Consider the following 25,900-nt stretch of genomic DNA (forward strand, 5'->3'; position numbering starts at 1 on the left):
GCATAAATAAGCGATAATATAATGCAGCCGGCAATGTGGCGTTGATGCGCAAACTCAATGCCTTTGACAGGAGGTCATTTATGGCGACAATACATCTGGACAATAATCACGAAGGCTTTGCCGATTTTTGCAAGCGGGAGGCGGCCGGTCTCAAGCTCACGAGCGACGAGATGCATCAGGAAAACAGGGAACAGGAGGAACTGAACGCACTTCAGAAAAAATGTTTTGAACGCAAGTGCGCGTTGCTTTACAATAATCTGGACCTGATTCTGCGGCACCGGGACGAAATTATCGCAACCCCGCGGTATGCGAATATCGATGTACAATACGCAATCAAGGGTGGCGGGCTTTATGTGGGACACCTGTCCGCTGTAAGGCATTTTAACTTCGCCGGCACCCTCGTCAGCATCGGCCTCAAGCTATCCTCGCTCCTCAAAATCTGGGACAATGAACAGTTCAAGGTGGAATGCAAGTGCGGCGGCACGGCGCTCATCCGCTCGTTTTCGGGTTCGCCCCTTTCGGGTGGTTCGCAGGCGACTGCGGTTTGTCCCAAGTGCAAAAGGGAAATCCGCGTCAATAACCGTAGCTTTGGCGGTTATTGTGGCCTGATGAGCATAGGGCACGATAGGGATATCGAAAAGGTCGTAAAAAGCATTATCGCCAAGTGGATCCTTGCCGAGGTTGCATACGGAAAGAATGCTGCCGAAGGGAAAGATGCGAAATGGAAAAAAGCGGGGCGCGAATTGCATGACGACGGCGAGCCCTGTAACCTTGAAACTATGATCAACGAACTGAAGCTGAAGGAATTCCGGCTTGCTTCACGATGATGAAATATAAGGACGGTAAAAATGGAACAATGCAAAATCAAACCATGGAATATCCGCAAGCTGCACTTCGCAATCGACCAGCTGCAGGGTGCGGGGAAACGCAGGGACCGGAAGGAAATGCACCGTGAGCTGGATGTCATGACGCGCCTGCTCTGCGAATCGCGCAAGATGACCTTGCCCGACTATGGCCAGGCGGGCGGAGCGCCAGTTTCGGGCAACGGGATGAATATGGCGGTGTTTACCGTCAAGAAGGGAAAGTTCCCGCAAGAGATTGAAATGCAGGAGAATTACTTCCCTTGCAGGCTTGTCGAGGGCGAACATGGCGATTGCCTGGTTTGCGTTGTCGCCTCGGCAGAAATTGCCAAGGCGTTGGCTGCGAAATTGGAGGTGGACAGCTACATCTTCATGGAGCGCGTGGGCGCCCGTGCACCTGAATTCTCGCAGTATTCCAAGACGACGGATGACACCGGCTATTACTATCTGGTCCAGGTGAATTCGAGCCTTCCGCTTCAGGAACCGTCGGCAGTATTCGACGCCATCGCGCAGATCGATGCGCTTGTGGATGGGCTGGACGAAAAAACGCGGATGATGCTTTCCGAAGAGAACGTGGATGAATTTTTGGAATTCCGGAAGCGTGCGTACTATATGCATAATGGCCTCGGAAAAAACGAAACTTACGAGGCGGCTCTTGATTGGCTCAGGGTACAGCAGTTCGCGTTGGTGGAGTTGCCTGAATCGGAAAAGAAGCTTACCCCCATGTTCAACCTTACCCGTTTTGAACTCTGCATGAACCATCTGGGGTACGCCGTAAAGAAGATTGCAGGGGACTGCCGTTACGTTGTATTCAATACGCATGAATCGGCGACCTTCGAGCATAACATGCAAACGGTCGCGGAGCGCATGCACGCCGTAACAATCCAGATGTCGCCGGAAGAGAGTCTCTCCTTGATTGCGGAAAGCCTCCGCGACGAGGTTCTCTGCTACGACAAGGAAAAATACTACAGCGTAGAAGCCCTGAACGAGAAGGAGTATTTCCCCATAAACGCGAGTGTTCCGAAGCGGCTAGGGAGCTTTATGCGGGCCGTGTACTATTGGGGCGCCGCGCTCCGCCCAGTCTTGGACTTGAAATGATGGGTGAAAATGCGATAAAAGAGCGATTTTAGAAAAAAAATATGATACGCTGTCCTCTTTTTTATAAATTGTTGGTATGCCGGAACAGCAGCAGATACTCTTTATGCAGATTCGGATTCTGAGGATGGCCTCGGAACGGTTTTGCCTGACATTGAAGGCTACTGCGGAGCTTTTCAAGAAGTTCGATGTCCTCAGGTATATCCGCGAATGTTTTGGTATTTTCCATGTAGAAGGCGACGAGGCTGTTTTTGAAGATGTCAAGGCCTACCTCAAGGCGAAGGGGGCTGATTTATGAAGCAGCTGGAAACAGGACTGATTCTCTATCACGGAAGCTATTGCGCCGTGGAAGAACCGGATTTGGACAAGTGTGCGAAATTCAAGGATTTTGGAAGAGGGTTCTACCTCACATCTTCAAAAGCTCAGGCGGAAAACTTCGCGAAGATTTCTGCGGCAAAGGCCAAAAACCGCGGGCTGATTTCTGAGAATGAGCGATTTGGTTTTGTTTCGTCTTTTTCGGTGACGGATGCGGCCGGACTGAATTGCTTTTATTTCGATACCGCTGATGTCGCCTGGCTTCACTGCATCGTAGCTCACCGCAGGAGTGGCGCATTCGTTGACCTTCGTAACGAGATGGCTGACTACGATGTTGTGTCGGGCAAGATTGCGAATGACGATACCAACGCAACGATTCTTGCTTACATGGGAAATGTTTTTGGCCCCATGGGGAGCGAACAGGCCGACAACATGTGCATAAGCCTTTTGTTGCCTGAACGCCTGCAGGACCAGTTCTGTTTCAGGAGTATGGCAGCCCTTTCTAAACTCCGGTTTGTGAAATCCGAGCGGGTGATTTTGAGGTAGTCTATGGCAAACGACAAAATTTTGTTTTCCATGGACTTGACGGCGCTTATGGCGGTTGAGAAAATCGCAAAGGAAACCCAGAGGTCTCCCGAAGATGTCCTTGTAGATTTTATGGAATCGAATACGGCGAAAATGCTTTACGACGATTCGAATAAACTTTGGTGGGATGGACCAGACGCCACCGCCGAAGAATTCAAGCGGGAAACGCTTTAGGCTTTCTCATTCAAAATAATCACCTCCGCTCATAATATGACGGCGGATTGTTGGATTGTTTATTGTTGAAAATGCGGCAGTATTTGTCGCATGCGCGATTTATATTTATAAAAAAAGGATATTGACATAATGAAAAGGTAAATCCATGAAATACGAAGATCGCAGAAGCCCTGAATACGTGAATGGCATAATCGACCATCTGATTGAGGATTCTCGCTGGATAAAGGCTCAAAAGGAAACCGAAATGGAATGCAGACTCCACCAGGAGATGCAGCTTCTGGCGCGAAAAGTCAAGGCCAACGCCCGCTTCGAACACAGCAAGGAAAATATCGCTAAGCTGTTGCGGCTGAACCGGCGACTTCACGAACTCCAGGACGAATGCGCCAAAACCGCATTTAATATGTACAAGGATTTGACTGCGCTTATGGAGCAGGGCAAGGCCTACTACAAGACTTTTTGCATAGAAAGTAAAATCATTTACGAATCCGAAGAAGATTGGGAAAGCGAGGTTGGCGGTCTGTACGATTCCTACGACCGGGGGAACCGTTTTGAAGTCCATATTAGGGATGCTCCTGAAAAGGTCCCTGCCGACTACAAGGAGTTGAACGCCTGGCACGAGGAACTGAGCTGGAACATCGAGTGCCTGGAACTTCCTGAATTCAAGAATGAATATATCTGTTTCGCTATGCACAAGTTCTTCGCCGATGGTTGCTATTCCCTAGAAGATGCCATGCGCATGAAATTGGAAGATTTTTATGTGCACACGGAGATATACATATAAAAAATGTATTGAGGTAAATTATGTGGAGTAAAACAAGACAAATTCTGGAAAGCCGGCTTGCGGAAAACTTAAAGGGGCGTGTGAGCTATCATTATGACGTCTATCGCACCAAGGGCTGCAAGGAGAAACACGATTGGTGGACTGAGATGCACGTGCTGTCAATCATTGTAGATGGCGAAGCTTGGTTTTGCACGAACCCACAATTTTATCGTCAGTATTATCGTGACGGGTTTTATCGATTTGATAAAAAAACGATAATGATATCATCCGCGAAACGGGGCTGGTTGCAGGTGGTTTCTGGGAAACAGGGGCGATAGGGTATATCCGCGAATACCTGAATGAACTTTCTATTGGCCAGGCGATAACGCACGACAACTATTTTATCCGCCTGCTAGCAGTCCTCGATGTTCGTCTAGGGAAACGAAAAATCAAGGCCCTCGTGGACAATGTCGAAAATGAACCGGAAAGGTTCCGCAAGTGGATTCTGTTGAGGGGCGTACAAAAGTGAGGTTTTATGCGAATATCTGAAAACGCCGCTGGAAAGCTCATGCAAGGGAGTCCATAATGTTTGGCAGACTGCCATCTGGGCGTTCAACAACGAAGTCTCAAAAACACGCAATGCAATACTCCAAAAATACGCGACACAATCCGGCGTGGCACAGAAGGATGCACTTTTTCGGTGGAAAAAGTGCAGTCAAGTGTCAATAATTCGGTAGGAAAAGTGCGTTCACGTCGAAAATCACACTTTTTTAATGTTTTTCGTGGAAAAAATCACACATTTATAAAAAAAATTGTGCGTTTGGATTGAATTCTAGAAATTTCGTTAAAATTGGCGGTTTTGCGCTTTTTCGGTGGGAAATGCTTCCGTGAATTAAAGAAAAGCTGCAAAATATGCGAAAATAATCTCTAACATCGTCCGTTTAGGTCGTAATTTTTATATATTAGGAATGAAAAACTACAAAATATGCAAAAATAATTCCTAAAAAGGGGCGGAAATGTACAAAAGGCAGGCCTATCTGGACAAATTGGTCCATTCCATCGGGAATGGCTTTATCAAGGTGGTTACCGGAATTCGGCGTTCCGGTAAGTCCTTTTTGTTGAACACCCTCTTTTACGACTATCTGAAATACAATGTAACGGATGACGAGCATATAATCCGGTTTGCATTCGATTCCGCCGAGGACCTTGAACGAATCGGCGAAAATCCGATTGAACTGCAGTTGAAGAAAAGGCAGGTAGATCCGACAAAGTTTATGGACTATTTGAAAACGTGCATCAAAGAAGGCGAACGGTATTTTTTGTTGCTGGACGAAATCCAGGAGCTGGGTGCGTTTGAGTCTGTCTTGAATTCATATCTTCGGAAACCAGAATTTGAAATTTTTGTAACGGGAAGTAACGCGAAGTTCCTGTCGAAGGATTTGATTACGGAGTTTGCAGGCCGGAGTGACCAGATTCATTTGTTGCCGCTTTCTTTCAGCGAGTTCATGGAAATTTTTTCTGGGGACAAGTACCAGGGCTTTGCGGAGTATCTGCTTTACGGAGGCTTGCCGCTAGTGGCGCAGGAACGCGATGCCGAAAAGAAGCGCCGCATTTTGTCGAGTCTTTTTGACGAAGTCTATATTCGCGATGTCGTCAAGCGGAATAAAATCAGGAACGAAAACGATTTAAGGGACTTGATTGATGTCTTGTCTTCGTCGGTGGGTTCGCTGTCGAGCGCAGAAAAGATAACGAACACGTTCCATAGCGAAAAAAAATCCAAGATAACCCGCAACACCGTAGCGAAATTTATCGATTATCTGGAAGATGCTTTCCTGATAAGTTCGGCCTCGCGTTATGACATCAAGGGCAAACGATATATCGGAGCTCCGAAGAAGTTCTACTTTGCGGATTTGGGTCTGCGAAATGCGCGACTCAATTTTAGGCAGTTCGAAGAAACGCACCTGATGGAGAACGCCATATACAATGAATTGCTATATCGCGGTTTCAACGTAGATGTTGGCGTGGTGGAACTTGCGCAAAAGAACGAGAGCGGTTCTGTTTCCCGCAAGAATCTTGAAATAGATTTTGTCTGTAATCTAGGGTCGGAGCGTTACTACATTCAGTCGGCATTTTCGATGCCCGACAACGAAAAAAGGGCCAAGGAAATTAGGCCGTTCAAGACGGTTCGGGATTCGTTCAAGAAAATTGTCGTCACAAAGGATTTTGTGCCGGCCTTCTATGACGAAAATGGAATTTTAACCATGAACGTCATTGATTTCTTGATGGAACCGAATAGTTTGATTTCTTTGGGGTGACATAAGCTTAACGATTTTGAGGGGAAAGCCTTCCCCTCGCTCGCACTACATTGCTCGCTACCCCTTCTAGCGGGCGCTCAGTCGCCGCGCCCGCAACACCCAGGGCTTATTGAAAGAAACAGCAACTAGTTGTGCTGAAGATGTGAAAAACGGGGCTGTTTAGCAGCCCCAGCAAAAAAGAACCAATTGATAATCAACAAGAAATTTTTAAGGTTTGCTTAAATTCCGCATCAAAGCGTTCTTTTATTTCTTTATCCGTATCGTTAAAGAACGGAAGGCCGATGAGGATATATTCGTTAGATTTTTCAACAATGACATGTTTCAGCCCATAACGTTTTGAAATTTCCAACAGGAATTTTTCTTTCCAACCGTCATTATCTTCGCCTGCGAGATGTTTGCCCTTGGGTTCAACAAACACTTGATAATACGCATTGTTATTGCCATTCCTTCCTTGTAACAACAACAGAAAATCAGGTTGAAAGCCTTGCCCTGTTTCAAAGTCAAAAATCTTATAGACTTCTTCGTTTCGCAAAAGTTGAAAAGACTTGTATTTGTCTTCTATATTAGATTTGCGTGACTTGATATATTCAATTAGCTTTCGCTCCTCTTCTGAGCCCCAGAAGGAATCAAGCATATACCAGTCTTCATTTTTCAGTTCCTTTTCAAGCCGTTTGTTTTCTTTAGCATCATCATTCTCATCATCTATAAGAATCATCTTCTCTTTTTTGAAACCAATTTTTCCTTTCTCGTCATCAAAAGAGAATACGTCGGAAAATTTTACCAACTTAAAATCAGAGCCAATATAGGGTTTATCATAAGATTCTAATTCACGCTGCAAATACAACATAAATCCTTCACACATCTTCAGAAGCTCTGCATTTGGAATGTCTTCAAATTTCATCGGTGCCGAAATACAGATTTTCGCATCCTTTACAAAATTCAAAAAATCATCCATACTATCAACATTGAATCTTTTGCAAACATTCTCATAGTTGAAATAAGATGATGAATTTGCATTCAATCGGTGAATGACTTTGTACTTGATATGTCGCGGAATTTCTGCAAAAGAGATAGCCTTTGTTTTTGTTGGCGCAGAGTCACTAATGTACAATGTATCTTCTTTTTGAGATAGATTTACTGCTTGCACCTCAGAATATAATCCCTTTATACTCCATTCAAATGCGGGGAGATTTTTGAAATCCTTTGGTAAAGTCTTTAAGCGCCTATTGGGATTTTCTTTTTTTTCGTTGACAAAGAAATACATTCCATTCAAGAAACTCTGATATTTTTCTTTGACATTGAAGGTCTTTTGCGTTCGCTTATCTTGCATAAGGCCGCGATTTTTCAATTCATTAGAAAGGTCGGAAATGTACTTTTCCTCGTCTTCGGAATGGAAGTAAAATTCTTCCAAAATCCGCAATTCATTTTGTAGATCGTCATCAAATTTTCGACGACCTTTTTCTTTGTCCTTGTACGCGAATGGGTAATAACGAACGCCACGACCTATCAACTGGACTTCACTCGTTGTATGCGAACCAACTTTTTTATTTTTGTAATCAGTATCGCGACCGGTGTAAAGACGAACAATATCGTATAAATTTAGAACGTCCCACCCTTCGGTCAAACGTTGAACGGTAAAAATTGCACGAATATGATTTGAACGATCTTCTAGACTATTCAGCAAATAATCTATTTCACCATCTGTTTTTTCTTTTTGCGTTTTATTCGTTTTTGAGTTCGTTATAACTATATTTCGTTCCTGGAAACTCTCACGAATATAAGCAGCTACGTTTTCAAAAGAGATTTTCCGCTCTTCCATATAGAGACGAATTCTCTCAAAAATTCGACCATCAAATGAATATGTTTTATCGGCTTGATCGTCACTATCATTTTTTATTTTTGAAAGTTTTTTCACAAACCCAAAATCGGCCCCCTTTACATTTTTGCACAGGGTAAGAAACCACTGATAATCCGCCTTTGAATTTTCAATTTCCTTGCTACGAAAAAGTATGACAGGCTTGAAATTCGGAATACCATAATCTACGCCAATTCGATATCTGTACCAATTCAGAAGAAGAGCTTGAAGAACGCGTTCTTTTTGTTCAAGATTTGAGCGAACTAACCGAATATGCTTTGTGCATTTAGCTTCCACAAAATCTTTCAGCTCGAACTTTGTAATTATCTTGTCTTCATATTTTTCTTGAATTAGATCATTTCTTGGTATCGTTGCGGTAAATTCTAGAAGAGCGTTCCTATTCTGTTCGGCAGCGTAAGAAACTCCATCTTTGCCTTTCTTTCCCAATATATAGTTGCAGATGGTTGTTTCCCATGATTTCTCGATATCGTCGTCCTTGGCACTGTCTTTTAGTTCACCTATAAAGGATGGCGTCTCAATTTCTGTTTGTTCCTTCTTTTTCTTTGCTGTGCTGGCGTTAAGATGATGGGCTTCATCCCCAATAAGAATCAGGTCTCTTTTTTGAAGGTCCGAAAGAAGTAAAGCATTTTCGCTTTCCTTGTAAATATCGTTGTGTAATTTTTGAATGGTGGTAAATTTAATCTGAATGTCGTCGCTTGAATTTGAGAATACGTCGACTTCGCGAATGCAGATTCTTTTGCCATCAATTACAATGTTTTCTTTAAACAAGTATTTGTTGTGGCTACCGTTGATGAAATTTGCCTGGGTTTTTCCGAGAATTGCGTTTTGGTTCACGAAAAAGATGAAATTACGAAATCCCTGTTTGTAATAATACAGGATTAAAGCGGCCATAACAAGAGTCTTGCCACTGCCGGTTGCCATGTTGAACATTAGGTGATTCGGATTCTGTTTTTCGCCCTTGCTCTTTTTCTTTTCGCGAGTAATTTCGTTTACTAGGAAATTTTCAAGCGCCCTGCGTTGCCATTCATAGAGCGGATATCGAAGATTGTCCGTTATATACGAAGGAATGTTGTATTGTTCCTCGTCAAGAATTTCTTTTTTACTTTCAATGTCTTCAAGTAGCATTATTTACCACCTTTTTTCAGTTGGTAAAAATCTTCTGTAACAGCAATGTCGTTCTCGGAAAGTCCGTTGCTTTTGTCTTTGCGATCATCAACATTCACATAGAGTTGGTTTAAATCTAACATCCGTGCAAACATCTCTTTTTGTTTCTTGAGCGATTGCTTTTGAAATTGGATACTTTCGATTTCTTTACTGAATTCTTTTACGCGAACATTATAATGCAAGAAATACTTGGAGCAGAGTGTTTTAAATAGTTTTACCAATTCTTCATAAGATTTGCAAGCAGAAATTTGTTCCATCGCCATTTCATTTTTCTTGGCAAGTTCCAGATAGACGAAAGAGCCTCCACCTTGCCAATTGACTGATTTTGAAATGCCGCCGTTTTCTCCTTCAAGTACTTTTTTCATCCTCCTTAACGTTTCTGTTTCTATATAATCCATCTGATCAACGCCAATATATTGCCTATTCATCTTTTGTGCAACAGCTGCCGTAGTTCCGCTTCCAAGAAAGAAGTCCATAATTAAATCATTTTCTTGTGTCATGGCACGAACGAAAAAAGCAACAACGCTTTCTGGTTTTGAATTGGTAAAGTTTATTCCCATGTTTTTCAGATGGGTGCTAGCATCTTCATTTGAACCAACTCCTATTGCTTTTGATAAATATTGTTCGTCAATAAATTTCTCTGGAGCCATCGCTTTTTCTTGAGGCATTTGAACACGAACGGAAAATTTTTTTGATTTAACAAGGAAATAACATCCTGCATTCCAATTTTCTTCAAGAGTTTCTTGAGCCCATGTAAACTCCCCTCTCAAAACCACTTCATTTGTGTTTATCCCGTTTTTAACTATAACAGGAGTAATCAATTCGACCCTGTCTGGTTTGCCAGGCTGATATGTACCATCGCCGATGTTAAATTTGATTGACCCTTTAGGAAAAGCCAAATTATGAATGCTGTTTCCCGTATGTAGTATGGGAGCATCTCCGTTTTCCGTATTTTTGCCAATATATTTTTGCGATGTATTTTTATTCTTTTCAAAACAAATTATGTATTCAACGGCGGAACGGCTTTTGTTTGAGAGCGAATCAGGATTATCGGTATTTTTCCAAATGAAAGTTTCTACAAAATTTTTTGCACCAAATAGCTCTTCCATTAAAACTTTCAGCCAGTGAATAGCGTCTTCTTTTATATGGCAAAGAAGAATGCCTTCATTTTCGAGCAGATCCCATGCAAGTTTCAATCGGTCTCTCATAAAAACAAGCCAGGTACTCAATCTGAAATTTGAGTTATAACAAAAAGTATCATTTGGCTTTGGTTTAGTGAAATAATACGGGGAATCAGTGTAAACCAACTTCACTTTCTCTGCAAATTCTTCTTTGAGTGATTGCAGGGCAAGCAAGTTGTTTCCTTTGATAATCAAATTATCCGTAATCGTATCCTCGGCAAGACCTCGTTTCTTATTTATTTCTGCGTCACGATTAAATGAATTAAATACGGATTCTTTTACCTTTTTATTTTTCCCTAGTTCAAAACGCTTTGCATTACAAAATGCTTTGGGTGAAAAAAGATTATCAATTTCGTCGCGAGCAAGAACTTCATTGAAAAAGACTTCACGGCGTTTGCCCTGTCTCTCAATGTATTTATCATTTTTTTTATCAAACTCGTAATAAGTATCGTCTCCATCTTCTTTGCGCTGTCCGCCTTCTAACACACAATCTTTAAATGGAAAATTGAGCACCACTTCGTCCCGATCAATAAGGGATATATCCCCAGAGTACAAACCAATTTGACCGAGATACTTTGAGTAAGAATTACATCCTGAGTTGTATTCCAAAAATTCCTTAAATTGAGCGGTATTAAAGACAAAACTATCCAAGATGGGTGTGAAGAAAGTTTTTTTAGTCTGTTTGTTTTTGAGGAGCAGCTCAATAAGCTTCACATCGCCGCGTTCGGCATAATCCTTTATCACATTGACTTTGAGGTGTTTTTCACTGTCAACGAATTCAGGAACAGAAGAGAGGAGTTCTTCTACCTTAGACTTGAGTGCATTAGTTTCTAGTTCCACCATATTTTGTTCCTTATCAAGAGTTGTTTGAATCCGCTCTTGTTCAAGTGCTCAAAGGGAACTCTGGCCAAAATCGTTGGAAAAACAAAAAAGGCGTGGAGTCGTCATAGTGCTTACCGCTACTGAGGGCTACCACACCCTGTTGATTGATAAGCACAAACGACCCACGCCCCAGATGGGACGTGAGCGTTCGTCTTATTCTCAATCAACGTAAAAGTGGTAGTTTCAGTAGCGAGAATAAGAGTCGAAACTCAAAAAAACCGGCCGCTCCGAACCATTCGGTACGGGGCTATGTCATGGAAAATGATAGTAAAAAAAACAAAGAATAAGGCGATTAGAACCAGAAATAGACTGGTTTGCCCATTTCCTTCGCCTTGTGTAACGCCTGCATCAGTTTTTCAAACGCGGCCTTCTCCAGTTCACCGGTTTTCTTGTTTCGGAAACTTTCGGCGATGGCGATAGCCGCGTCGACCTTGCCTGCAGGAAGCTCTTCGTTTTCGTAACGGTCGATAAGCGTTTCCAGTTTCTCGTTGAATGCGCTATAGATGTCCCATAAGGTCTCGTTTTCCCTTTCGAACATTTTGAACTGCACAAAATGGTGCAACTGGCGGTGTTCCGGATCAGTATTTACATATATGGTCCAGTCATCATTCAAATCGTGAATTGGGATAAAGATTTCGTCGTAGCGTTCCATTACATTTCACTCCTGTATTTAATCCTGAAATGAGTTAATGCTTCTCGCTTGGCTTTTGGCCGACCATGCTGTTTGCCATTTGCGTCAATATAATTTCGCACATCTTTACCATGTATGTCAAGATACAAATTATATGGAACGCTTTTATCCTGTAGTCGCAGATAACCTCCACCGATATCGGCTACTACGGAAATTTTCGTTTTTTCGTTATGCCACTCGACCTTGTTGCCATGAACTTCTGCATGGGCATCGGGTGCAAATTGACTGATAATCTCGTTGATGTTCACCGATGTCCATTCCTCGGAATGGGCAATGTTCCTTTTCTTGCCTTGCATGATTTTTTCCATTAATTCAGAATCATGCTTTGCAAATTCCCTCTGGGCATCAACCGACGACGAGTACACATCTTTTGAGTCCATTACTTCTTCCTCCTTTGTGCAGACAGGGCGTAACTTCGGGTTCGAAAATCTGTAACGACATTGTATTCTACTCCTTGTTCAAGCATCAGTCGTTCATATTCCTTTCTAAGCGGGCCGTAGATTGTTAAATGTGAAGGTCTTGCTATCAAAAGTTTCGTCTTGAAGATGAATTCGTGAAGAGGTCGCATTTTTTTAGAGCATCCCAACGTCCCTACGACATAGGGAATATTTTTCGGATATGATTCCAGTGCAAATAGAGTTTGCAAGTTTCCTATCCTAAAGTTGGGAATGATCTTTTGTCCCGACAAGGCGACAAATGCGGTAGCCAACTGAGAAAGCCATATGTTGAACTTTTGCTGTTGGAAAGGCCATCTTATTCTAGGGCTTAAGTCAAACCCTCCGAATCCCTTGAAAAGCCCATACAAGTTAATTTCTTCAAAAATACGCTGAAGTCTTCTTTTTATGAACAAGTCATCGGAAAATGAACTCAGCAAGTTCTCATTTGGCTTTTTGCAACAACGGATCCTTTGGATTGGTTCTATGAGTGTAGGCGGTTCTTCAAGAATCACCTCCCTGGGAAATACGGGAAAACCGTATCGGTTAAATGGCCATTTCGCCATTTTTAACTTTGTTCTCAACAAAAGAGCGAGTTCGTATAGATTCATGATTTTCATAAATCGTCCTTTCTTAGACCATACTTTCCATATTCGCAACTGGCCTATAGTTGTGAATCGGGGATTCGGTCCTTATTCGACATTTTGTCGCACACATTTTTCAGGAATAAAAAAGGCGTGGTGTCGTATGCACTTACCATTGCTGCGGGCTACCACACCCTTGACTCAATAAGCACAAACGACCCACGCACCATTAGGCGTGAGCGTCGGTCCTATTCTCGAGTCAATTGAAAGTGGTAGTTTCAGCAATGAGAATAAGAGACGAATCTCAAAAATTCCGATCGCTCCGCACCATTCGGTGCGGGGCTATGTCAATCTTTATTTTAGTAAAAGGGAGATTCCCGGTCAAGCTGGGAATGACAAAATGGGGTGTAAATGGCTAGTTGATTCCGTTTGTGTGAAACATTATGTCCGAAAACGGTATTTTTTTTGTTTCACATAATTGAAAAGATTGTGCAAATTCTGCGTTTTACGCCGTTTGTGTGAAACATCTATGCTAAAAATTATTCAATACGTTTCACATATTTGTAAAAATAAGCTATTTTTATTACTATGGAACACCAAGCCCTGATAGCAGACCTGCTCAACAAAAAGAACATCCTCGTCAAAGACCTGAACAGTCTCGTTTGGGGCAGCATCGAGGTTCGGGAACGTGATGGAAAGTCCTACATCTACATCCATAAGCGTGACGGCGGCATTTCCAGGACGCGGTTTGTCGGCAACTACTCGGAAGCGCTGTTCAACCAGATAACGAAGAACAACATCGAGGCCCGCAGCCTAAAACGGAAAATCCGCGAACTTGCCAAGGAGCTAAAAAAACTAGGATACGAGGAGGGCGAACTTTCTGAAGCCGTCAAAAAGAACATCGACCTCGCCAAGCGTAACATGGTGGATTCCATCTACAAGCAGGCAAGGCTCGAGGGTATGGCGGTCACGTTCCTGGACACCGAGACCGTTGTCGAGGGCGGGCAGATAAGTAACCTCTCTGTAGGCGACGTGCAAAAGATCAATAACCTGAAACATGCATGGCAGTTCATCCTTGACGAGGGTGTGGTAACCGCCCCCTCGGACTACAACATCCTTTGCTACATCAATAAGCTTGTAGAAGAAGGTTTCTATTACACGGCGGGTGCCCTGAGGGACGTGCCCGTGAGTATAGGCGGAACCGCGTGGAAGCCTGAGATTCCTATCGAGGGCGTGGTAAAGAACGATTTGCAAGGAATTCTCGCCATTGAGGACGTGTACGAGAGGGCTATAAAGGCGCAGCTGTACATTTCAAGGGGTCAGCTTTTTATTGACGGGAACAAGAGGACTGCAACACTCTTCGCGAACCACATCCTGATTTCCAACGGTTGCGGTATCATCGTTGTGCCCGAGGAGCTGGTGCCTGAGTACAAGAAATTGCTGATTGCCTTTTACGAGACAAACGACAACACGGCCGTGTTCAAATTCCTTTTCGACAACTGCCTGTTGAAACTCAAATAAATTTTTTCGGATATTTTAGGTTTTTGACTTATGTGACAGTATTTGTCGCGTAGGGAATGTATATTCCCTATTTGGAGGCTTTATGCAGAACGAAAAAGATATGGATACCCTTTCACTAGTTGACGTGGTGACGGATTACGCTTTTGCGCTGGATACGCTGGACGATTACGACCACCAGCGGCTTGTGCTGCGCAAGTCGGCCAATGCGGAAAAGTTCCATGCGACATACGAGAACGCAATGGCGGCGATTCAGGGGCTCAAGGAGAAGTTCGGCGGCAGCGAGTTGTTTGCCCATGAGAAGGACGACTCGTTCAAGAGCAGCATTGGGCAGATTTACCAGACCTTCGGAGGAGTGGAACTCTACCCGAGCGTGGAACAGAAGGCGGCGATGCTCCTCTATCTCGTCACGAAGAACCATTCGTTCAGCGACGGCAACAAACGCATTGCGGCAACGCTCTTTCTGTGGTTCCTGCTGAATAACGGCATTTTGTACAGGGCCGACGGTTCCAAGCGAATCGCCGATGCCACACTCGTTACCATGACGCTGATGATTGCCGAGAGCCGCCCCGAGGACATGGAAATGATGGTGAAGATCGTGGTGAACTTGATGGGGTAAGATTGTCGAATCCCGCAAGAACCTAAATTGCGTTTTGCACGCAATCAAACCTGCCTTGTGGTTTTACGGCCATTATCACAAGCATTTCGAAGGCGTGGTGCAACACGATGACGCTTCACACGATGCCACGCGGCAAACGCGCTACATCTGTCTTGATATCGCAGAAATGATGCGGGTGTTTTAAAACCCTTGGCATACGTTAGTATTCCGAATTCAAGGATAATATTGTCATTTGTTGCAAATGGAAACTATGTTGTAGGATAGAAAAAAGGAAGGATAGTGTGTTTTTTAAAAAGCAAACGTTTGAGCAGGAGGCCCGCAAGTACTGGGAAAAACTTCTTTGCGGAATACTGGTTCCCGGAGAACGAGGGTGCTCGCCTTCCGAAGGCGAAGTCCTTTGTATGTATAATGACATGAAAACGCGGCATCCTAACTGCGTGTGCAATATATTGCGGTCGGGGAAAGGCCGAGGCGACGTTTTTCAGCCGGGTGACAAAATAAGCGGAATCAGGATTTCCTTTACGCTTGATGCAGCGTCGTCTGTTGAGTTTATTTTGGCGTCTTCGCTGTGTTATGTGCATTTTAAAACCGGCGGAATCGCCCCTTTTTCGCGGCGGGTGGATACCTGTGACTTGTCGCCGACTATGCGGAATATTGAGGACTTCGTCAACAATTTTCCAGCACACCTTGCGGCGTTTGAAAAGAAGAAAATTGAATTTGAAAAGAAAGCCAAGCTTAAGGAAATGGCGAAGTTAAGCCTGAAAACATGCGTTTCCCAGATGATGGAGGAATTGGGGTACGGATGGGACTTGGCGGATAAGGGAAAGTTTTTCCTGCTTCGGGTTACATTGGGCGAAAAACGGATGGTTGAAGTATCGCTAAACGAAAAAAATTTCGCAAAGAGAATTTCTGTCTTACCTGGGATGCTCAAAAAAATTGAAGGCCTGCTAGAAACGATGCCGTTCCCGGTGAACATCTCGAATTTTTGACAAAAAACCGTTCTTGTGCGATAATAAATGTAAAAACGATAAACGAGTAACTATATTCTCACTATGCTACACTTGAAATTTGCCCTGAATCTGGAACATCTCGCCGACGAGATGATCGAAGCCCTCACTGCCGCTTGGACCGACCCGTTCAACGCCCCGGTCGTGATATTCCCGGACCCGAAACTCGAGCAGTGGTTTCGCCTGCGCTGGATGAAGAAGAAGGGCGTACTCGCCAACCTGAACAAGAGCACCATTGACAGGTTCCTGTTCGACATCTTGGTGGGAGAAGGTGTCGTCACGGACAAGGAAGGTAAAACAACTCGTCTCTGCAAGCTCTCGGCGGATATCCTGATGAACGTGATTCTCGCCTACCTGACGAGCGAAACGGACGGTATCCCGAACTACAAGCGCATCGACGACGAAGTGACCCGCTACCTCACGAACGCGAACGACCCGGAGGGAGGACTTGACGAAAACCACCTGTTCGATTTTGCCCTGAAGATGGCATCACTCTTCCTGGAATACGAGACGAGTCGCCCGAGCGGTTTCGCAAAAAATGCGAATGGCGATGTAGATGGCATTCTCGACCACTGGAAAGCGGGAAAACTGCAGCCGTTCTTTGCGAATTTCAACGGCAAGCTCGCGGGGCGCGAGGCATGGCAGCAAAAGCTGTATTCGGCCATTTTCCACAAGCAGGGCGACAATGAATCGCTATTGACCCGTGCTTTCAAGGAAATGTCCCAAAAATTGCACGAAAATCGGAATTACCTCACCATCCCGTACCTCTTCGAGGCTCTTGAAAACGGTAAATTCAACGAAGAAAAACTTCCGCACGGCAGCAACGGCAAGGTTCTCCCCGTCTTTATCTTCGGGCTTTCGGGTATGGGGCAGTTTTACCGTGTCATCTTGCAGAAATATGCCAGCGAGCACGACGTGTACGCATTCATCCAGAATCCGTGTATGGAATTCTGGGAAGACGCGTTTACCGCCCCCGAGAAAATTTGCAGGAATTGGGAAGTTTCCAAGACTGGTGAATGGAAATCGGGTACCGGCGATGCCGCGCACATCAAGGACAAGATGAAAATCATGGAAACGGGAAATCCCGAATCCGGCGACCCGACGACGGACATCGAGGATATTTCCGAGTGCGCAGGCAACGGTACGCAACCTGCAATGCAACCGGCAGAAAACGACCTGCTCGTAAACTGGGGCCGTTCCGGACGCGACAACATAAAACTCTGGTGTCAGGCGACCAACTACGATTTCGACTTCAACGGCATTTTTGACAGGGAGGGGCGCGAAATCGAATTGCCGCAAGACACCCTCCTGCACAAGGTACAATACGCCGTCGCGCATCGCGAAAACAACATGGACGGTCTTGAATCCTGCGTAGGCGACGGTTCCCTCGACGTGACCGCGGCACCGACCCGAATCCGCGAGATCGAGGACCTGCACACCCAAGTCTGCAAGTTGCTCAGAAAGGGCGCACGCGTTGAGGATATCCTGGTGGTATCGCCCTGCCTCGACGATTACCGCACGGCAATCAACATGGTGTTCGACCAGAGCGAAAAGATGCGCATCCCGTTCTCGATAGTCGATTCGCCCGCAAGGAGTTCCTTGACCGAAAATGCACTCGCGAGCCTGTTCACCGTCCTTGACCAGAAGGGGATTTCTAGGCCCGACTTCTTTGCGCTGGTCCGCAATCCCGTTGTGCAGGCGGTCCGCAAGATTACCAACGAGGAGGTGGACGCCTGGCAGAACTGGGTATCCGAAACGAATACGTTCCGCCCCCGCGACAAGCAGGATGACTGGGACAAGGTCAAGAACCGCCTGCTGATGGCCCAGATGACAACATACGAGGTCAACTTCGACGGCGATACGCTCCGGCCCTTCTCCGATATGGCCTGTTCCGACAAGGCGTCGCTCTGCAAGTTTATCGACTGCATCGAAACACTTGAGGATTGGGTGGAATTCGGCAAGAACAAGTGCAACGACCTGGACCTGCTCGCGGAACATCTCGACAAGTGGATTGCCATGCCGCACGTTCCCGATGCGCTCAAGAGTGAAACCATCGTCTACAGGCGCGTCGCCGATGCGATTGCACTTCTCGGCTGGCAGAATGCGGCCGGCCAGAAGGATATCTCGATGAAAATCGTGGAACAGGCCCTCCTTACCGCCGCACAGGGAACCGAATACAGTTGCGGGAACATTTTCGTGAACGGGATTACCTTCATGAAGTTCGCCCCGAACCGCACGCTCCCCGTAAAACATCTGTTCTTTATCGGCGCCGACGCGATGTCGTTCCCTGGGGCAAAACAGCACAATACGCTCGACCTGCGCAAATCCTGCAGGCCCTGGCCCGGTGACGATTCGCCCGTACTCAAGAACCGCTATGCGTTCCTGTGCCAGCTCATGAGCACGGGGGAAGGTTTCCACCTGAGCTACGTGAACAAGGATATCAAGAAGGATGCGGAACTGTACCCGTCGTCGGTGGTAAACGACCTGCGGAAATTCATCGCCGTGGAATGGAAGGAAAACGAGATTAAGCTCGACGAGACGCGCGATGTAACCGAATTGTTCACGCCCAAGAGCCTGCGCAACAAGGAAGCGTTCGAATGGATGCGCCTCTCCGAAGAGGAACACCAGGAAAAAATCAGGAAGCGCCGCAGGGAAAGGCTTGGAAAGTTGGACAGAAGCAAGCAGAAGGAATACCTGGTGCGCATTCCGGAACGTGTGGGTTTCTACACGCTCGCAAGCTTCCTCAAAGACCCGTTCCAGTTCCGCATCTCGCTCATGCTGATTGACGAAGATGACGAGGATGTCGAGAAGGAACTTTTCGAACCCGTCTATTTCGACCATCTGGATACAAGTATCGTGCTGAAGAAGGCGCTGGCCGCCGAACTTTCGGGAGAATCGGAAGAACTCGAAAACTTCAAGAAAGACCTCGAACTGAAGGGAAAGACGCCTAACGGCGAATTCGGGGCAATCCAGTGGCAAACCATCGACGCCAAGAAAAAACTGATTCTCTCCCAGATGGGTGGCACTCCCGAGGCACCCGGCCTCGTGCAGGACATTCAGGCAAACTGGTCGTACGGCCAAAAAATCCAGGATTTGCAATTCACACGTACCGACGGTTCCCAGTGGCTCCTTTCCGGCAAGCTGGACTGGAGCAACGCAAAGAAAATCGAAGACGTGACGGAAATAATCGAGGTCAGCTCCACAAGCAGCAAGAACGAAAAAATTTCCTTCGACAAGTACATGTCCCCCTATATCAAGGCGCTTGCCGTCATTGCGTACAAGGGCTCCGCCAAGCCCGAACTTGAAAATACGCCGCAGACAATCGGCGTCTCCATCTATTCTTGCGACAAGGAAATGAGCGGCCCCGCAAAGACGAGCGTAATCATGACTCCCGCAGACGCCCGCAAGAAAATCGAGACCATATACACCACCGCATTCGGTGACGAGACGACAAAATCCATGCCGTTCAGTAAGGCAGTCCCTGCCGACCTCATCGGCGAACTCAAGGAAAAGAATATCTTCAGCTACGCCGAAAAGCTTCTGAGCGATTCATGGGCATTTTTCGACAAGAAGAGCCTTTTCAACCCCTTGACCGATGTCGGTTTCTCTCCCGATAAATTTGCAAGCGAATGGGACGAAGCGACCGATAAAATGAACAGGCTCATCGCCATCAAGAAGTATGTAAAGCCAAAAGAGCAGGACGGCGCGGAGACAACAAAGAAGGCTGAAACAGGCAAGGCGGCTACGGCTAAAACCGCCACCAAAAAGACTACGGCAAAGAAAGGCAAGGCAAAGGAGTAGAGGTGAGTATGTCCGAAGAAATCAATGAATTCAAGATAAACAAGTTCACTCCTTCCAAGAGCATCTACATCGAGGCTTCCGCAGGCACTGGCAAGACCTATACTATCCAGCTGATAGTCGCGCGTATGCTTGCCGAGGGCACTCCGCTCAAGAAAATCCTGATCGTGACCTACACCGAAAAGGCGGCAGGCGAACTGAAGGACCGTATCCGCAAGAAAATCGACGAGGTCCTGCAAAAGGGCAGAATCGACAAGAGCGAACCCGAACTTTCGCCCGAACAGATGGCGAATTTCCGCAAGGCCTACCAGGATGTGGACAACGCGGCGATATTTACCATCCATTCCTTCTGCCAGAAGGCGCTCAAGGAGTATGCCTACGATGCGGGCAGACCGTTCGACATGGCGATGGTCGACGATTCCGCCGTCGAGGACATGGTAGACCAGTACATTCGCGACAAGTGGAGCAAGGATGACGAATTCATCGCCCTGCTGAGAGAAGCCGAAAGCACTTCCAGCCTTATCGAGAACCTGAAAAGCTATTTCATCAAGGCTGTCGACATGTACAAGGGAGTCGACGCAAGCGGCAAGGAAATCGTCACGATTGACGAAGTCGAAATGCCCAAGCTAGGCGAAAAAGCGCTGTCGCTGGAAGAACTGGAGAAAATCGCGCAGGCGAATAATTTCGAAGAACTCGTGTCTACCCTTCATCTGGAAGGCCAACTTGAAATTTTTGAAGCGAACACGGACAAATTCTTCACAAAGAAAAACACGGGGCCTATTCCCGAATTTCTCAACAGTCTAAAGAAATGGAAAAAGGGCTCTCCGTTATACGACGGTTCGTTCAAAGATGGAAAATGCCCGCAAGAAGACTGGCCCAAGGATATGTATGCGTCTTTTTGCTACCTAAAGGAACTCAAGGGATTCCTTTCCGACATCGACAAGAAGGTTGAAAAGGTCAAGCTCCACAAGTTCCTTATCGCCCACACGCCGCAACTTTTCGACGCATGGCAGGCATACAAGGCCGAAAACAAGTTGCAGTCGTTCAACGACATGATTCTTTCGGTCCACAAGGCCGTCATGGAGCCCGGCAGTGCGCTCAAGGAACGCCTCAGCGCGCAGTACACCTACGCCATCATTGACGAATTCCAGGACACGAACCAGCTGCAGTGGGATATCTTCAGCAATGTGTTCCAGAACTTCGTGGTAGGCGACCCCAAGCAGTCCATCTACAGTTTCCAGGGCGCCGACGTGAACGTGTACAAGAAGGCGACAGGCGAAATCGGCAAGAAAATTGACCTCGTGCACAACTTCCGCTCCACGGACGGAATTATCAACGGCTGCAACGCGCTATTTTCCGGCAATTATTTCGCACCCGCAGAAGGGATGCCCGAACTCGTGAAGTTTACGGATTCATACCCTCCCGAAGGCGAGAACGCAGGCCAGAAGAAGAAGGCGCCCGAAATCGACGGCAACGAAGTCCGCTCCATCTGGCTCAGCGAGAAGGACATCTCGGCAGACAGCTTCGCTGCAACGGCAGTCGCGCATATTATCGACTGGTGTTCCTTCCGCGAAGACGGCGAGACGACGCGACTTCAGGTGTTCGACAAGGATTACGGCAAGCCCGGTCACGATTCGGTACTCAAGAACGTGACGTTCAAGGATTTCGCCATTCTCGCAAAATCCCGCAGCGAGATGGAAAACATCGAAAGCATTATGCGGAATGTGGGCGTACCCTACACGCAATACAAGGAGACGAACCTGTTCCGCAGCAGGGAATGCGCCGAATGGATTTCGCTCTTCCGCACGATAAACGCCCCCGATTTTTCTTCATGGAACAGGCAGCTGCTCAGCGAAGTGCTCATTACCGACTTCTTCAAGGATGTCGTCGCCGAAAGGGAACGCGCCACCCGCGGCTCGGAACAGTCCAGCGGCCTCGAGGAACTGCACTACGCCGAAAGCAAGGAATTTGACGACCCGAACAACCCGGAACGCCTGCAGATTGCCTCCTGGAGGACCCTCGCGCTGAAACGCCGTTACGCCGAAATGCTGGAACGCATCTACGACGACACGCAAATAGAATACCGCCTGATGGATGTTTCCCGGTTGCAGAGCATGGCCCGCCTGCGCCAAATCGGTAACTACGCCATCGACTACCTGTACAATCACAGGTGCTCGCTCGACGACCTTATCCGCCACTTGCAGGGGCTCGCCCGCTACGAGGAATCTGCCGACGACGAGAACGGCGACCTGGTCGAAAAGGGCAGCGACTTCAACGCCGTGCAGGTAATGACCATCCACGCGTCCAAGGGCCTCGAATTCCCGGTAGTCATTTCGGTCGCGGGCTTCAAGCAGTTGCCTAATTCCAAGCCGCCCTACATCACCCACGGCAAAGACGAGTCGTTGCATCTTGGCTTTGGTGACACGGCGAAGGAATGCCGCCAGCGCGAAGAGATGGAAGAATGGAAACGCCTGTTCTACGTGGACTTCACGCGCGCTTCTTCGCTGTTGCTTATCCCGCGTTACGACGTGTGGTACAACAAGCCCAAGAAAAATGAACCTGCAACAAAAAGTGGCTACTTCAAGCACGTCCACTTCCTGGTGGACGCCCTTGAGAACTTTGCCGAAAAAAGCACAAACCTGTACGACCGCTTGCTAAAAAGCGATCAGTGGGTTACCGTGCAGGAAGGCATCGCCGAAAAGGCGAACCTTGTCAAGGACATTCTCGCCAGGACAAACGAGGCAAACAGCAATACGGTCGACCTCGACAAGGCCATCACGGAACAGAAGGTGGAAATCGCTTCCCTGCAGGGCAAAATTGCAGGCGCAAGCATAATGCAGTATTCATACTCTTCGCTTTCCGGCCGAGCTGAGACGCCCATTGCCGAAGCCGACGACAGCCGTACCGAAAAGGAAGGCGAATCTACGGCAGAAGAAATCCCCGTACCGGGTATGGAAAACTACCCGCGTGGTTCAAAGGTGGGCGATGCGCTCCACAACATCCTCGAACGCATGCGCTTTATGGCATTCGGGGAAAGGTTCAAGTCCCTCGAAGATGCGCTCGGGCACAACCCGAATATCGAAACGTCAGAACTCGAGAACGTCATCGAGGAAGAATTCAAGGCGCAGTCGCTCCCGATAGCCGCCCACAAGAAGGAATGGACCGAAATCACCGCGCGCCTCGTGTGGAACACGCTGCACGCAAGCCTTCCCGTAATCGAGGGTGCAGAAATCCACCGCGACGCAACCTTCAGGCTGGTAGAACTCCCCCTAAACGACCACAAGCCCGAAGTGCAGTTCGGCATGAACGCCTATGCCGGAAACCCGGAGGATAGCGGCACGGACGCGCCCCCTGCAGAAACCGAGGCGCTTACGATTCTGCACCGCGTGTGCAAGGGTTTCATCGATCTGCTTTTCGTGCGCGAAGTCAACAAGCAAAAACGTTACTCCATCCTTGACTGGAAATCGGACTCGCTCGAAAACTACGGCGACGCGGAAATCAAGAAAAAGGTGGACGAGGACTATTCCGTCCAGCGGGTGCTCTACAGTTACTGCCTTATCCAGTGGCTCAAGCAGTTCTACGGCAAGCGCGCCGACGGATCGGGCGAAGGCCTCGACGAACAGCAGATTTTCGAGCAGCACTTCGGCGGTATTTACTACGCGTTCCTCCGCGGTACGGACGGTGCCACGGGCAAGGGAATCTACGCGCACACCTGGAAGGATTACGCATCCCTTGAAAAGGCATACGGAGAAGTCAAGAAGTTGATGAGCAAGAAAAAGAAGGACGAGGGAGAAAACTAATATGGACACAAAGATGATAGATACGTTCTTTGGCTCGCTCAAGGATATGCGCGGCATCGCCGAGCTCGACAAGCACCTCCTTCACGCACTAATCCGGATGCAGCCCGACATCAGTGAATCCACACAGAAATTCCTGTGCCTCTGCTTTTCGCTCTGGGACGACGGCAACACGCGTGTGCCGCTAGATGCAGGCGAATTTTCAAAACGCTGGATGCGCAAGTGGAACGGATTGCTCCTCCTGAAGGAAACTGCCGGCAACGCGGTCACTTCCACAGACGGAATTGACTATTTTGAACAAATTATCAGTACGGGTGTAGAGGAGATTCTCCACAACTGCGCCAGCAAATTTACAAGCATCATTTCTACTCTCGAGACAAGCGAAGTCAGCGAAGGCGCCATCTCCACCCCGCTCATACTGACACGCGTCGCGGGCGAACTTCCCTACCTGTACCTCGACAGGCTTTTCCGGGCAAAAATCCTCATCGAGAAATACGCCGGCACGCTCTTCAAGGACGGCGGCGACAAATTGCCGAGCGAGGCGGATATCGAAAGCATCCAGAAAAAAATTGCAGGCATCGCCACGTATAAGAAGGACGAGCAAGTCCTTCCGTTAAATCTGAACGCAGAACAGGCGCAAGCCGTAATCCGCGGGCAGCGCGAAAACCTCATCATCACGGGCGGGCCCGGCACCGGCAAGACAACTGTCGTGCTTTACATCCTGTGGAGCATCCTGACCCAGGGCGACCTGAAAAAGCCCAACGACGAAACATGCTGCTGTTCCATCTACCTCGCGGCACCCAGCGGCAAGGCTGCCGACCGCATGCAAGAAAGCCTGCAGAACGGGCTCAAGGGCATAAGGGATGAATTCAAGTACGAGGCCGGTTCGGGCAACACCGCCGAGAAGAAGGAATCAAGAGTCTACAAGAAGCTCAAAGATCTCGAAGGTTCCACCATCCATCGCCTGCTCAAGTATTCCAGGAGCAACAACGGATTCTCCTTCAACGCGAAGGAACAGTTTTCCGAAAAATCCATCTTCGTGATTGATGAAGCGAGCATGATCGATATCAACCTGTTCGCATCGCTCCTGCAAGCCATCCCCGAAGGTGCCAAAATTTTCATTCTCGGCGACCCGTACCAGCTGCCTTCCGTAGACGCTGGCGCCGTGCTGGGTGAAATTCTCAAGCCCAGGTCAAAGAAGGATTTCACCGTCAGACTCACAAAGTCGAACCGCTTTACCGACGATTCCGTTATCGGGAATCTCGCAAAAGAAATCAAGGCTTGCGCCGAAGACAAGAACGCCACCGCTCCCGTCCACAAGTTCACTCCGCATCCGGCGCTTGATAGTGCCGTAGTGCCGGACGCTCCCGCGAAAGACTCTGGCACGGAAGTTCCAGCGCAAAGCGAGAATCTCCCGAAGGACGCGGTATTCTACTACTCGCTCCCCGCAGGTACGCAAACCAAGAAACAGGAAACCGAAACGCTCGAAAAGATTCTGCATTCCTGGATGGGCGATTTCTATAAACTTTCGCAGATGGCGCTCGAAATCGACCCGGAAAATCCGGACAAGGACAAGTGCGAGGCAATTTGGGAACTCTCGCTTAAAAAGAGAATTCTCTCGGCAGAACGCCGCGGAATTTTCGGTGTAGAACAAATCAACAAGTCTGCGTGCAAGCTCATTCGGGATTACGGCGCCAAGAAATTCACCGACCGCTATTTCCCGGGAGAACTCCTGATGATTACCCAGAACCAGGCAATGTACAAGCTGTACAATGGCGATACAGGTATCGTGGTGTACAAGGATTCCACACCGTACATCATGCTCAAGAAGGCGAGCGAGAACGAGACAGGCTTCGTGTTCTATCCGCTTTCCTGGTTCCCGACCGATGCCATCGAGCCGGCTTTCGCGATTACTATCCACAAGTCGCAGGGTTCCGAGTACGATCACGTGACGATGTTCCTCCCTAAACAGGAAGGCCACCCGCTTTTGAACAACCAGATTCTCTACACGGGAATCACCCGCGCCAAAAAGACCGTGACCATCATCGCCACCCCCGAAACCTTCAAGGCGGCTAGCGAGACGGTCATTGAGCGCGACACGGGTATCGAGCTGTAAGGTTCAGCTTTTTTTGCCCGCGGAGGCCTGCTTTCGTTGCAAAAAATTCCGAATTTCGCCAAAAAAGCCTTTTGGGGTAGAATTTTACCGTTCGGGGTGTTGAAAATTGCTGTTGTAAAAAATGCAACG

At 47.4% G+C, this 25,900-nt stretch carries 18 protein-coding genes and 1 pseudogene; 14 read left to right on the top strand and 5 right to left on the bottom strand.

Going from position 1 to position 25,900, the window contains the following annotated elements; translation table 11 throughout:
• Nucleotides 1-80 precede the first annotated feature (80 nt).
• The 8 genes from BUA93_RS11305 to BUA93_RS11340 all read left to right on the top strand — a co-directional run bounded on the left by BUA93_RS11305 (nt 81) and on the right by BUA93_RS11340 (nt 6,104).
• Nucleotides 81-827, top strand: a complete 747-nt coding sequence (locus BUA93_RS11305; protein ID WP_139258006.1) for a hypothetical protein — start codon at nt 81-83, stop codon at nt 825-827.
• Between the two features lie 21 nt (nt 828-848).
• Nucleotides 849-1,958 (top strand): hypothetical protein, encoded by a 1,110-nt coding sequence (locus BUA93_RS11310; protein ID WP_072979439.1) that lies wholly within the window; start codon nt 849-851, stop codon nt 1,956-1,958.
• A 76-nt stretch (nt 1,959-2,034) separates the two neighbouring features.
• The gene (locus tag BUA93_RS11315; protein ID WP_072979441.1) at nt 2,035-2,253 is read left to right on the top strand and encodes a DUF3791 domain-containing protein; all 219 of its coding nucleotides are present in this window, start codon (nt 2,035-2,037) and stop codon (nt 2,251-2,253) included.
• Nucleotides 2,250-2,816, top strand: coding sequence for a DUF3990 domain-containing protein (locus BUA93_RS11320; RefSeq protein WP_072979443.1), 567 nt, complete (start codon nt 2,250-2,252; stop codon nt 2,814-2,816). The genes BUA93_RS11315 and BUA93_RS11320 overlap by 4 nt, the downstream gene beginning before the upstream one ends.
• A gap of 3 nt (nt 2,817-2,819) precedes the next feature.
• A complete protein-coding gene (locus BUA93_RS11325; RefSeq protein WP_072979445.1) occupies nt 2,820-3,029 on the top strand; it encodes a hypothetical protein in 210 nt (69 codons plus the stop codon).
• A gap of 145 nt (nt 3,030-3,174) precedes the next feature.
• On the top strand, nt 3,175-3,810 hold the full coding sequence (locus BUA93_RS11330) for a hypothetical protein (protein ID WP_072979447.1): 636 nt from the start codon (nt 3,175-3,177) through the stop codon (nt 3,808-3,810).
• A 20-nt stretch (nt 3,811-3,830) separates the two neighbouring features.
• Entirely contained in the window at nt 3,831-4,127 is a 297-nt protein-coding gene (locus tag BUA93_RS11335; protein ID WP_072979449.1) for a hypothetical protein, read from the top strand.
• Nucleotides 4,128-4,805: 678 nt separating this feature from the next.
• Nucleotides 4,806-6,104, top strand: coding sequence for an ATP-binding protein (locus tag BUA93_RS11340; RefSeq protein ID WP_072979451.1), 1,299 nt, complete (start codon nt 4,806-4,808; stop codon nt 6,102-6,104).
• Between the two features lie 193 nt (nt 6,105-6,297).
• Here BUA93_RS11340 and BUA93_RS11345 read toward each other — a convergent pair whose 3' ends face one another.
• The 5 genes from BUA93_RS11345 to BUA93_RS11365 all read right to left on the bottom strand — a co-directional run bounded on the left by BUA93_RS11345 (nt 6,298) and on the right by BUA93_RS11365 (nt 12,952).
• Complete coding sequence (locus tag BUA93_RS11345) at nt 6,298-9,105, bottom strand: DEAD/DEAH box helicase family protein (protein WP_072979453.1); 2,808 nt, start codon at nt 9,103-9,105, stop codon at nt 6,298-6,300.
• Nucleotides 9,105-11,168, bottom strand: coding sequence for a site-specific DNA-methyltransferase (locus BUA93_RS11350; protein WP_217651002.1), 2,064 nt, complete (start codon nt 11,166-11,168; stop codon nt 9,105-9,107). The genes BUA93_RS11345 and BUA93_RS11350 overlap by 1 nt, the downstream gene beginning before the upstream one ends.
• Before the next feature lie 331 nt (nt 11,169-11,499).
• Complete coding sequence (locus BUA93_RS11355) at nt 11,500-11,859, bottom strand: hypothetical protein (RefSeq protein WP_072979455.1); 360 nt, start codon at nt 11,857-11,859, stop codon at nt 11,500-11,502.
• A complete protein-coding gene (locus tag BUA93_RS11360; protein ID WP_072979457.1) occupies nt 11,859-12,278 on the bottom strand; it encodes a hypothetical protein in 420 nt (139 codons plus the stop codon). Before BUA93_RS11360 ends, BUA93_RS11355 begins: the two co-directional genes overlap by 1 nt.
• Nucleotides 12,278-12,952, bottom strand: coding sequence for a hypothetical protein (locus BUA93_RS11365; RefSeq protein ID WP_139258008.1), 675 nt, complete (start codon nt 12,950-12,952; stop codon nt 12,278-12,280). Before BUA93_RS11365 ends, BUA93_RS11360 begins: the two co-directional genes overlap by 1 nt.
• Before the next feature lie 552 nt (nt 12,953-13,504).
• Here BUA93_RS11365 and BUA93_RS11370 point away from each other — a divergent pair.
• The 6 genes and pseudogenes from BUA93_RS11370 (at nt 13,505) to BUA93_RS11395 (ending at nt 25,771) form a co-directional block, all read left to right on the top strand.
• Nucleotides 13,505-14,437 carry a Fic family protein gene (locus BUA93_RS11370; protein WP_072979461.1) on the top strand — a complete coding sequence of 311 codons (933 nt, stop codon included), beginning with the start codon at nt 13,505-13,507 and terminating at the stop codon, nt 14,435-14,437.
• Nucleotides 14,438-14,549: 112 nt separating this feature from the next.
• Nucleotides 14,550-15,053 (top strand): annotated as a pseudogene (locus BUA93_RS11375) (type II toxin-antitoxin system death-on-curing family toxin); the annotation flags it as partial.
• Between the two features lie 281 nt (nt 15,054-15,334).
• The gene (locus BUA93_RS11380) at nt 15,335-16,042 is read left to right on the top strand and encodes a hypothetical protein (RefSeq protein ID WP_072979463.1); all 708 of its coding nucleotides are present in this window, start codon (nt 15,335-15,337) and stop codon (nt 16,040-16,042) included.
• 63 nt (nt 16,043-16,105) lie between these two features.
• Nucleotides 16,106-19,861: an exodeoxyribonuclease V subunit gamma gene (locus tag BUA93_RS11385; RefSeq protein ID WP_072979465.1), complete on the top strand. Its 3,756-nt coding sequence runs from the start codon at nt 16,106-16,108 to the stop codon at nt 19,859-19,861.
• 8 nt (nt 19,862-19,869) lie between these two features.
• Complete coding sequence (locus BUA93_RS11390) at nt 19,870-23,658, top strand: UvrD-helicase domain-containing protein (RefSeq protein WP_072979467.1); 3,789 nt, start codon at nt 19,870-19,872, stop codon at nt 23,656-23,658.
• A 1-nt stretch (nt 23,659) separates the two neighbouring features.
• Nucleotides 23,660-25,771 carry an ATP-dependent DNA helicase gene (locus tag BUA93_RS11395; RefSeq protein WP_072979469.1) on the top strand — a complete coding sequence of 704 codons (2,112 nt, stop codon included), beginning with the start codon at nt 23,660-23,662 and terminating at the stop codon, nt 25,769-25,771.
• Nucleotides 25,772-25,900 lie beyond the last annotated feature (129 nt).

Source organism: Fibrobacter sp. UWH4, from assembly GCF_900142475.1.
In the GTDB taxonomy this organism is placed as follows: Bacteria; Fibrobacterota; Fibrobacteria; order Fibrobacterales; family Fibrobacteraceae; genus Fibrobacter.

Excerpts from the sequence above, each read along its gene's own strand:
- BUA93_RS11345 (WP_072979453.1), bottom strand. The coding sequence starts at position 9,105 with ATGCTACTTGAAGACATTGAAAGTAAAAAAGAAATTCTTGACGAGGAA.
- BUA93_RS11320 (WP_072979443.1), top strand. The coding sequence starts at position 2,250 with ATGAAGCAGCTGGAAACAGGACTGATTCTCTATCACGGAAGCTATTGC.
- BUA93_RS11390 (WP_072979467.1), top strand. The coding sequence starts at position 19,870 with ATGTCCGAAGAAATCAATGAATTCAAGATAAACAAGTTCACTCCTTCC.
- BUA93_RS11370 (WP_072979461.1), top strand. The coding sequence starts at position 13,505 with ATGGAACACCAAGCCCTGATAGCAGACCTGCTCAACAAAAAGAACATC.
- BUA93_RS11360 (WP_072979457.1), bottom strand. The coding sequence starts at position 12,278 with ATGGACTCAAAAGATGTGTACTCGTCGTCGGTTGATGCCCAGAGGGAA.
- BUA93_RS11330 (WP_072979447.1), top strand. The coding sequence starts at position 3,175 with ATGAAATACGAAGATCGCAGAAGCCCTGAATACGTGAATGGCATAATC.
- BUA93_RS11365 (WP_139258008.1), bottom strand. The coding sequence starts at position 12,952 with ATGAAAATCATGAATCTATACGAACTCGCTCTTTTGTTGAGAACAAAG.
- BUA93_RS11340 (WP_072979451.1), top strand. The coding sequence starts at position 4,806 with ATGTACAAAAGGCAGGCCTATCTGGACAAATTGGTCCATTCCATCGGG.
- BUA93_RS11395 (WP_072979469.1), top strand. The coding sequence starts at position 23,660 with ATGGACACAAAGATGATAGATACGTTCTTTGGCTCGCTCAAGGATATG.
- BUA93_RS11305 (WP_139258006.1), top strand. The coding sequence starts at position 81 with ATGGCGACAATACATCTGGACAATAATCACGAAGGCTTTGCCGATTTT.
- BUA93_RS11315 (WP_072979441.1), top strand. The coding sequence starts at position 2,035 with ATGCCGGAACAGCAGCAGATACTCTTTATGCAGATTCGGATTCTGAGG.
- BUA93_RS11310 (WP_072979439.1), top strand. The coding sequence starts at position 849 with ATGGAACAATGCAAAATCAAACCATGGAATATCCGCAAGCTGCACTTC.
- BUA93_RS11335 (WP_072979449.1), top strand. The coding sequence starts at position 3,831 with ATGTGGAGTAAAACAAGACAAATTCTGGAAAGCCGGCTTGCGGAAAAC.
- BUA93_RS11325 (WP_072979445.1), top strand. The coding sequence starts at position 2,820 with ATGGCAAACGACAAAATTTTGTTTTCCATGGACTTGACGGCGCTTATG.
- BUA93_RS11355 (WP_072979455.1), bottom strand. The coding sequence starts at position 11,859 with ATGGAACGCTACGACGAAATCTTTATCCCAATTCACGATTTGAATGAT.
- BUA93_RS11385 (WP_072979465.1), top strand. The coding sequence starts at position 16,106 with ATGCTACACTTGAAATTTGCCCTGAATCTGGAACATCTCGCCGACGAG.
- BUA93_RS11350 (WP_217651002.1), bottom strand. The coding sequence starts at position 11,168 with ATGGTGGAACTAGAAACTAATGCACTCAAGTCTAAGGTAGAAGAACTC.